We start from the raw sequence: 14,696 nt of genomic DNA, 5'->3' as shown, positions 1-14,696 counted from the left end.
TTAAGTAAGTCCAATTGGATTGTCTGTATCATCATAAACAATGAACGCCTAGTGTATATTCTCCTTAAATGTTCAGTCCTTCCCTAACCATCTTAAGCTAGTCAGGTACTATGACCTCTGCTGACTTCTGGCTGTTCAATTACCCTTCACAAAGTAAGTTACCGAGTGTGCTCGGCATTTCAGCCAGACCTCCCCAGGTAAGAGTACAGTCTTTCTCCCCATCTATCTGCTTCATTTACTCTGTATCATCTTTGGCAGAAAGGACTTCGTTTTGTTTGGCAAACTCATCCAATGATACCTAGCCTTATATGAAGTTCGTGTCCCTCAGACCGGAGATTTGCCGCCCGCTTCCTTCAGATTCTGCGTCACCACAGACACCCTTGCGTTTAGCTACTGCTACTTCTGCCTTCACAGTTCGGGACTTTCACCCTATAGACTGCACCCATGCTGGGCGCACCAAGAAAAAACAGGGGCTTGCAACCCCTGTTCTCCTTACAATTTAAATTGCGATATTACTTCTTCCAGTTCCATTGCCATTTTGGCGAGTTCTTGTGCCGCGGAAGATACTTCGTTCATGGATGCACTCATTTCTTCGGAGGATGCGGCAACGTTTTGGGAGTGTTCATTTACACCCATTGACGTTTTAAAGACTTTTTCAAAATGGGTAAAAACTTCTTCTATACTTGCTTTCATTTTGTTCATAGATCCGCTGACTTCAGCGATACTTTTGGTTACGTTCACAACGGAATTATTAATATTTTCGAAGGCAGTACCGCTTTTATTCACTAAATCGAGACCTTCTTTAGTGGAATCGGAACCTTTGTCCACCAGTTCCATAGATTCATTGATTCCTTCTTTAATGTCCGTAATGATTTCACTAATTTGCGATGCAGATTGGCTTGATTGTTCTGCCAGTTTTCGAACCTCATCGGCTACAACAGCGAAGCCTTTTCCTTGTTCTCCTGCTCTTGCCGCTTCAATGGCTGCATTAAGCGCCAAAAGATTCGTTTGTTCGGAAATGGATTGAATCATAAGGCTTATTTGGCTAATTTCATTAGATTTTTCTTTTAGTTCATTTATTTTTTCTGCAGAAGATGCAACATTTTGATCGATTTCCGCCATTTGTTGGACAGTTTGATTTACTACCTCGCTACCGAGACTAGCGGTTTCTGCAGATAGATTAATAGATTTGTGGACATTTTCCATGCTTGTTGTTACTACTTCCACATTTTCTAATACTTCTCTCATAATGTTAACCGCATCATTCATTTCTGCATTTTGTTCATCCGTGCCTGAAGCCACACTCTGAATGGATTCGGATATTTGCGTAGATGCTTTTAGGTTTTCTTCAGAGCTTGCAGCTAGTTCCTCTGATGTAGCGGATAGTTGCTGGGACCCATCGGAAACCTTTGTAATCATTTCTTTTAAATTATGAGCCATCAGATTAAAATTAGATCCTGTTTCGCCAATTTCATCGTTCGATTTGATATCCACCTGCTGGGTCAAATCACCTTTTGACATGGATAAGGATAGAGCACTTAACTTCTTAATATCACGTGTAATCCTTGAACTCATAAAGAACGACACGATGATCGCTAAAATAGCGACGATTGTACCTAATAGAAGAAGAATATTCGTGATATGTTTCGCAGATGCTAGAAACTCACTTTTTTCCACAACGGATATGTAATTCCAGCCTTTTATTTTAGAGGAAATGGTTGTGAACACATAATCCTTTCCGTTAAGCTTTGCTTCAATACTAGTATCTTTGTTCAATTTTTTTAACTCTGGAACTTTTAATGTAGATATCGGTTTGAAATTTAGCTTTGGATTTTTCGGATCGGCAAGAATCGTTCCATTATCCTCCGCTAAAATAACATAGCCATTTTTCCCAATTTTAATTTGCTTGATGATGCTAGTTAATCCATTTAAGTCAACATCTAATCCAAGTACACCTTTTTGTTGTCCATTTTGTTCAATGGTAACAACATTACTTACAATGATCGAATCCGATCCATTTGCGGCATAGGCACTTGTCATATTAACTTTACCAGGATTTGCTGTCGCCGTTTGATACCAAGGACGTTCACGCGGATCAAAGCCTGCCGTTGTAGGACCTTCAGGATATTGAATATAGCCGCCATCAGGAGTTCCCATATATACATAAGCTGCATTTGGGTGTGAAGCGCCAAACTGGGCAAAAATATCAAATATTTCTTTTTCCTTTTTGCTGTTTTTGGAAGGGGTCATATCAACAGATTGACCCGAATCCACACCCTTTACTTTCATATAAGATGTAATGGATTTGTCCGCGCCTATGACAGAAGGATTGGTCGCTAATAATTTGGCATTTTCATGAATCGTATCAAAATATAAGGAGATCGCATTATCGACTTGATTAATTTCCTTTTTACTAGATTCTGTATAAGCATTTTGAGTGGTTTTACGTACTTCATTATTGATAAAAAAGGAAACGATAAAAATAGGAATAATGGATAACAATAAAGAATAGACTATAAGCTTAGTTTTAAATGAACCTCTTTTTTTCTTCATATAAAAACCTTTATAAAGCAAGAAAGGCATATTTCTATGCCGTAACTTGCTTTCCTTTCTCTTATTCTTGAATTAATGGAACAAAATATGGTGTTCTTCTAGAGAGAAGCAATTTATCTTGGTTAAACCACCAGTCATTTTGTAATGTTTCATATTTCACGACCAATGCTTCCTCTTTATCACTTGGTGCTACAACAGGCTGATCTAAACCATACAATGGATCAAGCGTGTACAAGCTGCTGCCGCCTAAATAATGTTGATCGCTTCCGACATAGTTAGCAACAACCGTATATGCTTGTGCACCAATTGCTACGGCATCCCAAGTAACCATGGCGTCATCCGGATATTTATTGACAGACATTTTTTTGCTGATTTCCATCTTTCCTCCGTATTGTCCATTCCAAGCGGAAGGAATGGCAATTGTATCAGCTCGTTCCACTGCTAAAACTCCTGAAGCTTCCGGAAATTGAGCATCTTCGCCTATTAAAATACCGATTTTACCTAATTCCTTTGTTTCAAACACTGGTAAAGAAGAGCCTGGTGTTGCCCATTTTTTATCCATTTTGCTTAGATGAGTTTTTTCATATTTCCCTGCAATGCTGCCATCTGGAGAAATGAAGAAGGCTGAATTAAATAAGTTATTATTTTCTTTTTCAATTAGTCCTGCTACGATTGAAACTTGGTATTTCTTTGCAAGATCAGCGAAAAATTGCGTTGTTTCCCCATCAGCACTTTCAGCGAAGCTTGCTGCATCTTTTTTATTATCAACCGGACCTGTTAAAGATAATTCAGGAAGAACAACTAAATTTAAATTACCATCTTGTTTCTTTGCGTCTTCTAATAGAGAAACAATTTTTTCTTTATTTTTTGCTTTATCACCCAATACAGGCTCATATTGAAGAGCAGCTGCTACAATTTTGTGAGGTGTTGTATTTTTCGTATAATCCCATGGCTCTACATATTGCATAAGCTCTTTATAAAGCTCTGGTCTTCTTTCCTTCAATGCTTCTTTATTTTTATTATCGTATTGCTTTGGATCAATGGTTGCATATGTAATCGTCGGTTCATCGACATCTTCTTTTTCTGTCATGACAACAGGAGCTTCCGCAAGCTTATGTCCTTCCGGAGACCAAACGGCACTTCCGCCAATCATATGAAAGCCATGCTCTGTATTGGAACGGTTTGCACTGACAATATACATTCCATTTTGTTGTGCACGAGCAGGAAGAGCAGAAATCGCTTGAGCAGATGAATTCGTTGGGAATGCTAGAATGTCTGCACCTTGAATACCTGCTAATCTTGCAGTCTCAAAATAAGCAGAGTCCATACAGATGTTAATAGCAATTTTACCTAATTCTGTATCAAAAACAGGTACGCCTAAGTCTCCCCAAGCTCCCCAATGTGTTTCTGTTTCCCACATTTGTGTTTTGCGATACTTGCCAACGTATCCATCAGGACCTACCATTGCTGCTGAGTTATAATATAGGTTTGTTTTTTTATCAACTTCCGGCATACCAAATACAATGTAAGCATCGTATTTTTTCGTTAATTTCGCGAATACATCCGTCGTTTTACCAGGAATCGTATCAACAAATGGCTCAATAGACTTACGATTAGCATAGTAATATCCAGTAGTAGACATTTCAGGAGCTACAACAAGCTTTGCTCCATTTTTAAATGCTTTTTCCGTTAACTTTGCTAATGCCTCTACGTTCTTATCTCTTTCATTTAAAATTGGATTAAACTCGATAGATGCTACCCTAAAAGGCTTTGTAACTTTTTTGATTTTCGTTTCCTTTGCATGAACAGGTGTGTCATTTTGTGTATATGGATACACACCAGCTGTTATTAAAGCTAAAATAAGTACAATTCCAAATACAATCTTCTTTGCTGACATTTCATTCTTCCTTTCTTGATGTTGATTTTACATATTAAGTGCAGGATGTTTATTTCTACATTTCCCCTTTCGATGTGTTACATTTTTTCATCCCAAATGAACAGCAGAAACTGTTTCTAAAGCATCTAATGTTGAAAATAGCTTTTCGATATTCAAGATGGATATCATACGGTTGTCTATTAAGGCAACTCCTTTAAAAATTTCGGAAGTGGCGTTAATGGAATCAATCGGTTTTATTTCCGCTTCATCGATACTCAAAATTTCATTTGTCTTCGAAACCATCAGAGCAATATCAGATTGATGAATGTCTAAAAGAAGAAATCTTGTACTTTCATCTATTTCAATAGATTGATTGAATAGTAATGTGGCAGCATCAATGACTCCTTTCATTTGCCCCCTTATATTGGTAATCCCTTTGATATAATCAGGCATTTGCGGAAGACAGGTGATCTCCGTTACCTTTTCAATGGAAATGACGTATTGGATTTCGATACCAAAGTCATTATCTCCAACACGAAAAATGACATAGTTTGATTTCACTTTCATCCCCCTATCTTATTTTTGTCATTCGTTGATATTTTCTTTGAACGCTCGTTTTTGTCCTCGACAGCCTCTTCGCTACCTCGGAATAGGAATACCCTGATAGCACCATCATTTCTAACACTCTTTCTTCTTTTACACTCCACACTTTATAATGTTCTTCTTTCCGGCAATTTCTTTCATGTCTTACCCATTCGGGTTCAGGAGCGATAGTATTGCATTCTATCTTTGAAAAATCTATTTTTTCGCGGTTTCTTTCTGCCCATTTCCAAAAATCTATTGGATCGATAAAATAAAAACTCTTGGTGGTACGTGTAACCTTTTTGGTGAATTTTAGGCCGTGTCTTTTCATCCAACCGATAATCGTATTTCGATCAACGGAGAGTAATTCGGCTAATTGATACGTGGATAAATGTCCAGTTTGATTTTTGGTATAAGCAATACCCAGTCTCTTCATTTTGCTAATAACAGACCCTTGTGATCTATTTAACTTTTGGGAAACCGTTTCGATTTTCATCTTACCCACGTTTTCTTTTAAAAATAGAATTTCCTCATCTGTCCAATTTCTTCTGTTCATAACATTACTCATTTCCTTTACAACGTTTCATAAGCGATGCGGCTTTGCAATAAAGTATCCCTGCAGTAAAGGCACACCCAGTTGCTTTGCTACTACTAAATCATCATTCGTTTCAATCCCTTCTAAGACCACGACCATTTCCTTAAAAGTATCAGAAACAAAATATTCGACGTGCTCCTGCTTTTCTAAAGAATCCGCTAAATTTTGAGAACACGATCGATCTAATTTCGTAAAATCCGGAACATAGTGATGAATTTTCCTTATGGATGACTGGGTATAGGTTAAATCATCATAAGCAATAAAAAATCCCTTATCCCTAAGGAATGACAAGCGATTTTTAAAATGGGGTTCTTCCCAATAATGATCTTCTGCAGGATCCTCATTTATTTCAAACACTACTCTGTGTTTGATTTCTTCATAGTTCCGTAATAGTCCATTAATAAAGGCAGGGAAATCTGGGTGAATAATCGTAGAAGGAAAAACATTTACGAAAAGTAAATATTTATCTAAATGGCCGTATGGATATTCTTTAACGGCATTCGATATGGATGCAGTATCTAATTCGTAAAGGACTCCCATATTACGCGCTTGATAAAAAAGTTCCAAAGGATCTGTAAACGGGTTTGTCCTAATAAATGCCTCATAGGCAAATATAGTATTTTCCGAGGTATTCCAAAGAGGTTGAAACTCGTTGTAAAATAAGCGATCTTTAATTAAATCATGTAGATTAAGATGCTTAGTATCCATTCGTTTTTAACTCCTTTGTCATTATCTATCAGAAACAAATTTGTTTCTGTATAAAAATACTTTTTTTAAAATTCCTTTTTACAAGAATACAACAACAATAAAAGAGACTATTTTACTATTAAAAAAGGAATACTTAAAAAGAATTTTTTTACATACAAAGAAGATTATAACAACCAAAATGAAATTTTCAACATTTTTAGACAAAAAAATAGTAAAAATTTTATTTTTGTATTTTTTTGTCGATATTGTCAACCTATTCATAGTTTTTACTTATATGGTAAAATATACCCAGAAAAATATAGGAAGAAGGAAACAACATGAAACGACAAATACCAAGACATAATGCAATTGGAAAAAAAATAAGAGCAGCCAGAAAATCAAGAGGAATGACCTTAGAGGAATTAGCAAAAGGGATTTGCTCTTTAGGGAAAATGAGTCAAATTGAGAATGGACATCGCCCGGTCACGAATGAAGAGTTAGAAAAATTGAGTGAACGGTTAGATTTCCCGATTAGCCACTTTTCAGACCCAGACATAGACGAAAAGATTAAAGAATTAGATAATAGGAAACAAAAAATAGGTGATTTAATTGGATTACATCATTGGAAGGCAGTAAAAGGCGAATTAACTCAATTTAAAAACAAAATAGAAGAATATGAAGTTACCACACGAATGATTGATTATTATTATTTATCGGGTAATTATTCTTTAAGATTATCTCATTATGATGAAGCAAATACTTTTTTTAACAAAGTCCTCCACGAGCCCGAAAACAAATATAATTTAAAACTAAAAATGAAATCATACAATGCTTTAGCCAGCATGTCTTTTGCAAGAAAAAAGGGAATGAAAAGTATTGATTTATTAAATAGAGCATTAGAAATCTCCAAAGAAAATCCAACTAACCTGAAGGAAGAAAGAGATAATATTCATTTTAATCTTTCTATTTTATATTTATATATTGGATCATTTAACCAATCATTGTTCCATATCAATCAAGTTAACCATCATATTATTCATCCCATGGAAACGGATTATATCAAACTTCTTATTCAATTTTCAGATGGAGATGCCGATAATTCTCTTCATAATGGACTTTTGACATTAAGGGAAAAACTCCATCAAACAAAGGATCAGGAAGGCATTCTGCGAGGATGGGCACTTACCATTTACTCTTTATTAAGATCACAACCAAATCAAGAACACCTTAATAATTTAAAAGATAATTTTTTATATGATATTGATACCATTGCGGAAGTTCCACAGCTTCAAAAACAAGCTTTAGCAATCTATCAATTAGCAATTCAATGCTGCATGTCCACAAATGTCGAAGATTCTTTTATTGAAAGGCTTTTAGACAAAACCAAATCACTTTTACCTACGGTTTCCAACAACTTTTTACATGCGAGAAATTTATATTTAGAAGGGAAATATCACTCCCACGCTGATCAAATTTCACTCGCTCTCTTCGAGGAGGCGCTTTCCTTGCTAGAACCAGACTACGAAGGGCTCCTAAAAGCGGATATTCTTTATGAAATAAGTAAACGAAAAGAACCGGAAAGTCGAACCTCTTCAGCACAGGCTTTGGAAATTTATCACCAACACCAAAAAAGAAATTACCTATTCAGCCAATTCTATGAACTAATTTTGCCTTGTTTTAGATATTAACAGTACGAATGGGTCCCTCTCTCCTAGTACTGGGGCTTTACATCCAAAATCAAAGGGTAGACTCACTGCTTATATGAAGCAGGAGAACCGCCCCTTCCAAACAGATGTAATAGTCTTTATATATGGCGAATTTGAGAAGAGGAATCCTACTATGTCTTTAAAATGAAAACAGAGCAAGAAAAATTCTAACGGTTTTACTTATGAGGTGCAAAAAGGTAAATCGAAGACTAAATCAAATAGCAAATCACATAAACTCCATAGCATAATTCACAGTCAAAAAGGCTTAGAGATGCAAATATCTCAAAGCCTTTTTTTTACGAAGTCATCCGTAAGTTGTACAAGTACCATTAGATGCTAAAGAGTATTGAAAAATAAGCGGAGAAATTTCTCTTAATGAGGAAATAGCACTGAAAATAGCTTAAAATAGACGGAAAGATTCCGACTATTGACTCAAAAAAACATGAAAATAGGTAATTTTCCTTTGCTTAATCGGAAAATCTCCGCTTATATACCACGAACCGGGTTCTATTCTGCAGTCTAACCGGAAAATCTCCGCTTATTTTAACGATCACTGGTTACTCCATTAAGAATATGTCTTCTTATGTTTCAAAAAACCAAGTGAACCTTATTTAGATGCGATGCGGGGAGCATTCACAATGGCATCTGCGGGGTCGGTCTCTTCAGCCCCACTAATCCTGAATGTGTCTGCATGCATATGAAAGTTACCCATTAAAATTAAATCCAACACAACAGTTCCATCATCGCTTAAGGGTGATTTTCTTTTCCGTGATAAAGTGTGTACTGCTGTTAACTTCTACTAGGATTCGGTTCAAATCGGCGAGTATGCTGGCAATGTCTCTTAGTACGGTGAGGTCATCCAATTGATGAATAATATGTAAGCATTTATTTTGGTAGCTTTTTGCTTGTTCAATGGAAAATGCTAATTTTTCTTTAAGTTCCGCTGAAGGGGTTATTTCCCGTTCGGCAAAAAGTCCAACACATATAGCCGTATCGCTTATTGCCTTTATTAACTCTTCCATTGGGCTGTTTCTTCTATCAAGATCAACGAGTCCGCGCGCAATCCCACGAATTTGAACGGTGATGAGTTCATACCTGCCAATAACTTTGGCTAAAGCAAGAAATTGCGAGCGCCTCTTTTGCAAAATGGGACTGAATCGTAAACTTTGCTGTGCAAATTGAACTGCTTGATAGGACTTTTCCGTTTCACTAACTAATTCCTGAACATATGGCATATCAATCGGTTTCAAACATTGCTCTCGGTAAGCAATCGCTAAATTTTTGAGAACGTTACTGGCATGTTTGCTTAAGTCTAAAACACGTTTCTCTGCCTCTGGGATTGGGTTCGGAGGAATGAGGAAAATATTCAATAACACAGCAATGATACAGCCAATAAAAGTCTCCAGAATTCGATCAACGGAATAGCCGGGTTGTCCACCAAACGCAAGAACAAGTATGGAGCTGACACCTACCTGAGAAATAATTTGCGAATTTAATCGGAACGCAGTAAAAATGGCCATTCCAACGAGTACCACTAAGGTAATGGATCCAGCATTTAAAGGGAGGAATTCCCTAATAATGACACTAACAAATACTCCTCCAATAATACCCACGACACGGTAAACTCCCTTATTAATTGAATCTACGACTGTCACCTGGACAGTAAGAATACCGCCTAATGCTGCAAAATAAGGAAATTGGTTATGTGAGATTAGCGATGCTGCATACCATGCCAGCCCTGCTGCCAATGCTGTCTTTATAACATAAAGCGTCAAACCAAATCGATTGAAAATTCGCCAATTCATCTAAGCTTTCTCCTTGTAAAAATCCCGTACGACATTTTTATTGTATTTGACCTACCGTATAATTCTGTCCTCCTTTACTTCTCCTATACTCACCATCCAGGTGTACAAACCAGATCAGGTTCTAAGAGTCTGTATCTTTTGCTTTTTTCAATCTTTCTAAAGCCACCATAATGTTTTTTGTCGGGCACGGTAAATTCATACGCTCAAATTCAATGCCTTCTTCACCAAATATATATCCTTCAAAAAGAATAATTCAGACTCGTGCATTTGTTTTTCAAGTTTCGTCTTTATCTAAACCAAGTCCATTAAAGTCCATCCACTGTAAATAGGTTCCCTGAATGTTAATTTCAGATATTATTATTTCGATGTAATTTTTTAATAAAATTTAAAAAAGCGAACACCTTTCAAATGTTCGCCCTAGCCCTAACGTACAGTTGTGTATTTATACCAATGCAATTGAGAACCCTTTACATTTTCTAATTTTATTCCTTATTGCTGGTACTTCCCCCCGTAAGATTAAACAAGCAACTTAATTTTCATTCTCCATCTACAAAAATATCTTTCCATTCTTCTTTTTTAGCAAGCAATTCACGAGCAAGCTCCTGCGCCCCTTCAAGGCTGTGACTTGCAGCCCAACCGCATTGTACTTCATTGCAAGCCGGAACTTCTTTAGCAGCTAATACGTCATTCAATGTTTTTTCCAGTGCAACCAGAATTCCATCATAATCATCATGGTTAAGGACGGCTAAATAAAAGCCAGTTTGACAACCCATAGGGCTTAAGTCGACAACATGATCAAGATGATTGCGGACATTTTCTGCAAGTAAATGTTCAAGGGAATGAAGAGCAGGCATTTTCATATGCTCTTTATTGGGCTGTTTTACTCGAATATCATACTTATGAATAACATCTCCATTTTTCCCGTGAGTGACGCCAGCTAATCGGACATAAGGTGCTTTTACTTTCGTATGATCGAGATTAAAGCTTTCTACATTCATTTTTTGTACCATTTGATTTCACTCCTAAATAATATTTTTTTGCCTGAAACTTAGAAACAAAAATTTTCTCTCCTATTAACTATCATAAAGATTTTTCTTCTAAAGAAGGATTTGCCTTACTATTTATTCCTTTTTCTTTGCTTTGTAGCTTTGGATATCCAATTAAAATGGCTACTATCCCACAAATCCCCATTAATATTGGATAGAACGAGTAAGGAATAATGCTAACAGGTGAGATGGAAGCTAAACCTGCTGCAGCTAGCAACTGCCCACCATATGGAACTATCCCTTGCCAGCAGCTGGAGAACAGATCGAGTATACTAGCTGACTTTCTTAAATCGATATGGTATTCATCTGCAATATTTTTCGCTAAAGGGCCTGTAATGACAATGGAAATCGTATTATTAGCCGTCGCAATATCAGCCACACTAACCAAGCCTGCAATCCCAAATTCAGCACCCTTTTTAGATTTAATTTTACTAGTTACGAAATTTAATAGAAAATCAATTCCGCCATTATATTTAATAAGTTCAACTACCCCGCCTATCATAATAGCTACAATGGCAAGATCCTCCATACTCATGACACCTTTGGCAACGGTTTGCAAAAAGCCGAGCAAATCATAAGATCCATAGGCCATACCAATTATGCCAGCAAATATCGTTCCTCCAAGTAATACGATTAAAACATTCACTCCTACAAGAGCTGCTATAAGGACAGCAACATAAGGAAGAACCTTAATGATTTCATAAGGATGTTCCCCACCTATATTTGCATGATTACCAAGTGTGATAATTCCAAGAATGATTGCAGTTAGAATGGCCCCAGGCAGCACAATAAAGAAATTGACTTTGAATTTGTCCTTCATTTGCGTGTTTTGAGTTCTTACTGCTGCAATCGTTGTATCTGAAATCATTGATAGGTTATCACCAAACATTGCTCCTCCAATAACAGTAGCCATCGCCAATGCCATCGAAATATCTGTTTGTCCTGCAATTCCTATCCCAATAGGAGCAAGTGCAACAACTGTGCCCATTGAGGTTCCCATCGAGGTGGAAATAAAGCAGGCGATAACAAATAGTCCCACCATTAATAAATTTGCGGGAAGAAAGGACAATCCAAGATTAACCGTTGATTCTACAGCACCCATTTCCTTAGCAACACCTGCAAAAGCTCCGGCCAAAATAAAGATTATTACCATTAAGATAATATTTGGGTGCCCAGCCCCTTTACAAAAGATATCAACCTTTTTCGATAACGTCTCTTTCCTATTCATTAAAAGTGCAATCGCACCTGCAACAATAATCGCGACACTTAATGGCATTTTTGAAAAGTCTTTTGAAAGTAGCCCTGTACCGATAAAAAGCAATACAAAGATTAGCAAGGGCAAAAGAGCAAGTGCACTTCCTTTATTTTCTTTTTGTATAGTAGGCATTTCTATTCCCTCCAGTTTATGGATCATTAGTGCATTGTCATACCACCTGTTACATTAATCCCTTGGCCTGTCATATAATCGGAGTATTTTGATGCTAGGAAAACAACGACATTGGCAATATCTTGAGGTGTTGCTGTTCTTCCTAATGGTACTTGTGAAATATCCTCATCTTTAATAGCTTCTGCATTTAATCCTCTCAACTTACCTCCTATAACTCTTTCATTTCTTTTCATATCTGTTTCAACGATTCCAGGACATACGGCGTTAACATTTATTTGATCTTTTGCTAATTCGATGGCCATAACCTTTGTAAAACCTAATACAGCATGTTTAGAAGCTACATAGCTCCCCATTAATCGATAGCCATTTTTACCTGCTTGCGAAGAAATATTAATAATTTTTCCTCCTTCACCTTGTTCTTTTAAGTAACGTGCGACGGCTTGACTGCATAAGTAAACTCCCTTTGCATTCACATCCATTACACGATCCCAATCACTCTCTTTAATATCGACGGCATAATCCAAGGAAGAAACTCCGGCATTATTGACTAAAATATCTACCCTTCCAAAAGTTTTGGTCACCGTTTGCACCATTTCTTCGACTTGTTCACTTTTTGCAACATTCGCCTGAAGATAGAGCAAATGATTAGTTGTTTGTTGTGGGTCAACGTTTATATCGATTGCTGCTACCTTTGCTCCACAGTCTAAAAGAGCATCGACAATTGCTTTACCGATTCCTTGTGCTCCGCCAGTTACAATGGCTACTTTCCCAGTTAGGTCCATACAATACATAATAATTCTCCTTTAAAAGCATTAAACATATTGGAATAATCGGATTAAAATGTGGTTAAATTTTGTTTTTTTACCTTCTTTTTATAGACGATATGCCTTATTTAATGAAGAAGGAATTAGTAAAAAGGAGCATCATTAATCCAAAAGTTAAAAAGAAAAGGCCGCTCATAAATAGAGAGGCCTTGGATTAACAAGTAGGTACGTCCTCTCTTATCTTTCAAAACTAATGTTTTGCAGGATTTAGCACCAATTCATGTTAAACATGAAAGGTTGCCGAGCTTCATAGGGCCAGTCCCTCCACTACTCTTTATAAGAGATACAATATGAAATTAAATTTACATCCTATTTGTATAGGATACACAATGGTTTCAGAAAAGTCAATTTTATTTTTATTGTGAAAATATTTTTTTTGGATTAATGGCATGCTCTTTTTTATTCAAATATTTATAGTTAGATAATTGTCGTTAGGTGACATGGCTGTGCTTTAGTAAATTATTTCACAATCTTATCGCATATCATAAATTATGATTAATAGACTCTTCCATTCGATCCAACCATTCATTTACTAAATGATTAAAAAGGTGTGGTTGTTCAATTTGCAAATTGTGACCAGCTCTATCCAATATAGCAAATGTACCTCGTGGATACTTGTTTAATAAACCAAGTGCATCTTTGTATCCAACTGAAGAGTCTTGTCTTCCTAAAAGGAATACACTAGGTTTATTAAAAACAGATTGATCAATCTCAAAAGTAAATCCATATTTATTCTTAACCTTATCTAAAAACTTTTCATCTCCAATTTTACAGCCACTTAAAATCTCTTGGTTGTATCTTAACCAAGTGTATTCATCAAGCACAACATTATTATTTCTAAAATCCTCTAATTCTTCCTTTGATAATTTTTCAATAAATCTTTCATCTGTTTTCAATATTTTATGTTTCTCAACTGTTCTTCCTTCTGAAAAAGGAATGATAACAGGACAAATAAATGCTGCACCTAGTACCTTTTCTTTTTGCTTTTGAATAACGCCCCTAGCTAAGTAACCACCATATGATTCTCCTGCGATTATGTACTCTTGATTAGGAATTATCGTTTGAATAAATTCTAAAACAGCATCCAACATTTCATCAGAACTACTTATGACATGATAATTTTTTGTTAAACCCATACCTGGCAGATCAATATAAATACGTCTCCATCCATCTCTCTTTGTAAATATAGGTTCCATACATCCAGTCATTAATCGATGGTCGGGTGTATAACCGTGTATCATAATAATTGGTTTCCCTTCCCCAAATTCTTCATAGTGTATTTCTGCTTGACGAACTTTGCAATATGCCATATCCTATCCCTCTTTTTTAATAAAATTCTTAACTAAAATTATATAATAGAATACTGCCAACCCCTTCTTGAAGATTCCCAATCTTAATTTGAACATCCAACTCCCTTTCTTTTTCGCTACACTCTTCTACTAAATTCACCATTGCTTCATAAGGAGCGATGAACAGCACTTTTACTTTCATTATCTTTTCCACCCATATCTTATAAATTCTAATTCAGTCATAGCATACATCCTAATGGAATGCAATTATGAGAAATGATGTCGGGTTGCTCATCCTAGATTAATTATTTTTAAAACAACCTTCCTATTATACGAATTAGTAATG

At 36.2% G+C, this 14,696-nt stretch carries 12 protein-coding genes and 1 riboswitch; of the genes, 1 reads left to right on the top strand and 11 read right to left on the bottom strand.

Translation table 11 applies throughout. The features are described from left to right. Positions 1-492 precede the first annotated feature (492 nt). From NSQ59_RS05465 to NSQ59_RS05445, 5 genes are all read right to left on the bottom strand, one after another. On the bottom strand, positions 493-2,553 hold the full coding sequence (locus tag NSQ59_RS05465) for a methyl-accepting chemotaxis protein (RefSeq protein WP_340829916.1): 2,061 nt from the start codon (positions 2,551-2,553) through the stop codon (positions 493-495). Positions 2,554-2,614: 61 nt separating this feature from the next. Further along, a complete protein-coding gene (locus tag NSQ59_RS05460) occupies positions 2,615-4,450 on the bottom strand; it encodes a nitrilase-related carbon-nitrogen hydrolase (RefSeq protein WP_340829915.1) in 1,836 nt (611 codons plus the stop codon). An 87-nt stretch (positions 4,451-4,537) separates the two neighbouring features. Next, positions 4,538-4,990, bottom strand: coding sequence for a chemotaxis protein CheW (locus NSQ59_RS05455; protein ID WP_340829913.1), 453 nt, complete (start codon positions 4,988-4,990; stop codon positions 4,538-4,540). A 10-nt stretch (positions 4,991-5,000) separates the two neighbouring features. After that, on the bottom strand, positions 5,001-5,567 hold the full coding sequence (locus NSQ59_RS05450; protein WP_340829912.1) for a DNA-binding protein: 567 nt from the start codon (positions 5,565-5,567) through the stop codon (positions 5,001-5,003). Between the two features lie 27 nt (positions 5,568-5,594). Continuing rightward, the gene (locus NSQ59_RS05445; RefSeq protein WP_340829910.1) at positions 5,595-6,314 is read right to left on the bottom strand and encodes an EAL domain-containing protein; all 720 of its coding nucleotides are present in this window, start codon (positions 6,312-6,314) and stop codon (positions 5,595-5,597) included. 317 nt (positions 6,315-6,631) lie between these two features. Between NSQ59_RS05445 and NSQ59_RS05440 the strand changes: the two genes are divergently transcribed. Further along, positions 6,632-7,981, top strand: coding sequence for a helix-turn-helix transcriptional regulator (locus tag NSQ59_RS05440; protein ID WP_340829908.1), 1,350 nt, complete (start codon positions 6,632-6,634; stop codon positions 7,979-7,981). 758 nt (positions 7,982-8,739) lie between these two features. On the opposite strand, the gene NSQ59_RS05435 is transcribed toward NSQ59_RS05440, so the two are convergent. The 6 genes from NSQ59_RS05435 to NSQ59_RS05410 form a co-directional block, all read right to left on the bottom strand. Then, on the bottom strand, positions 8,740-9,804 hold the full coding sequence (locus NSQ59_RS05435) for an FUSC family protein (protein WP_340829906.1): 1,065 nt from the start codon (positions 9,802-9,804) through the stop codon (positions 8,740-8,742). Between the two features lie 536 nt (positions 9,805-10,340). Next, positions 10,341-10,814 (bottom strand): S-ribosylhomocysteine lyase, encoded by a 474-nt coding sequence (locus NSQ59_RS05430; protein WP_055738506.1) that lies wholly within the window; start codon positions 10,812-10,814, stop codon positions 10,341-10,343. A 70-nt stretch (positions 10,815-10,884) separates the two neighbouring features. Next, positions 10,885-12,237, bottom strand: a complete 1,353-nt coding sequence (locus tag NSQ59_RS05425; protein WP_340829903.1) for a Na+/H+ antiporter NhaC family protein — start codon at positions 12,235-12,237, stop codon at positions 10,885-10,887. A 26-nt stretch (positions 12,238-12,263) separates the two neighbouring features. Continuing rightward, positions 12,264-13,028, bottom strand: a complete 765-nt coding sequence (locus NSQ59_RS05420; protein ID WP_126648822.1) for an SDR family NAD(P)-dependent oxidoreductase — start codon at positions 13,026-13,028, stop codon at positions 12,264-12,266. Positions 13,029-13,235: 207 nt separating this feature from the next. Further along, positions 13,236-13,344, bottom strand: a riboswitch (SAM riboswitch). Positions 13,345-13,543: 199 nt separating this feature from the next. Continuing rightward, positions 13,544-14,371, bottom strand: coding sequence for an alpha/beta fold hydrolase (locus NSQ59_RS05415; RefSeq protein ID WP_055738504.1), 828 nt, complete (start codon positions 14,369-14,371; stop codon positions 13,544-13,546). Between the two features lie 28 nt (positions 14,372-14,399). After that, positions 14,400-14,552, bottom strand: coding sequence for a hypothetical protein (locus tag NSQ59_RS05410; protein ID WP_161809207.1), 153 nt, complete (start codon positions 14,550-14,552; stop codon positions 14,400-14,402). Positions 14,553-14,696 lie beyond the last annotated feature (144 nt).

Origin of the sequence: Margalitia sp. FSL K6-0131 (assembly GCF_038008735.1) — a bacterium.
Taxonomy (GTDB): Bacteria; Bacillota; Bacilli; order Bacillales; family Bacillaceae_C; genus Margalitia; species Margalitia shackletonii.
The sequence above is the reverse complement of the archived record's forward strand: the minus strand, read 5'-3'. Positions and strand labels throughout refer to the sequence as shown.

Excerpts from the sequence above, each read along its gene's own strand:
- NSQ59_RS05465 (WP_340829916.1), bottom strand. The coding sequence starts at position 2,553 with ATGAAGAAAAAAAGAGGTTCATTTAAAACTAAGCTTATAGTCTATTCT.
- NSQ59_RS05460 (WP_340829915.1), bottom strand. The coding sequence starts at position 4,450 with ATGTCAGCAAAGAAGATTGTATTTGGAATTGTACTTATTTTAGCTTTA.
- NSQ59_RS05450 (WP_340829912.1), bottom strand. The coding sequence starts at position 5,567 with ATGAACAGAAGAAATTGGACAGATGAGGAAATTCTATTTTTAAAAGAA.
- NSQ59_RS05445 (WP_340829910.1), bottom strand. The coding sequence starts at position 6,314 with ATGGATACTAAGCATCTTAATCTACATGATTTAATTAAAGATCGCTTA.
- NSQ59_RS05440 (WP_340829908.1), top strand. The coding sequence starts at position 6,632 with ATGAAACGACAAATACCAAGACATAATGCAATTGGAAAAAAAATAAGA.
- NSQ59_RS05435 (WP_340829906.1), bottom strand. The coding sequence starts at position 9,804 with ATGAATTGGCGAATTTTCAATCGATTTGGTTTGACGCTTTATGTTATA.
- NSQ59_RS05430 (WP_055738506.1), bottom strand. The coding sequence starts at position 10,814 with ATGGTACAAAAAATGAATGTAGAAAGCTTTAATCTCGATCATACGAAA.
- NSQ59_RS05425 (WP_340829903.1), bottom strand. The coding sequence starts at position 12,237 with ATGCCTACTATACAAAAAGAAAATAAAGGAAGTGCACTTGCTCTTTTG.
- NSQ59_RS05420 (WP_126648822.1), bottom strand. The coding sequence starts at position 13,028 with ATGTATTGTATGGACCTAACTGGGAAAGTAGCCATTGTAACTGGCGGA.
- NSQ59_RS05415 (WP_055738504.1), bottom strand. The coding sequence starts at position 14,371 with ATGGCATATTGCAAAGTTCGTCAAGCAGAAATACACTATGAAGAATTT.
- NSQ59_RS05410 (WP_161809207.1), bottom strand. The coding sequence starts at position 14,552 with ATGAAAGTAAAAGTGCTGTTCATCGCTCCTTATGAAGCAATGGTGAAT.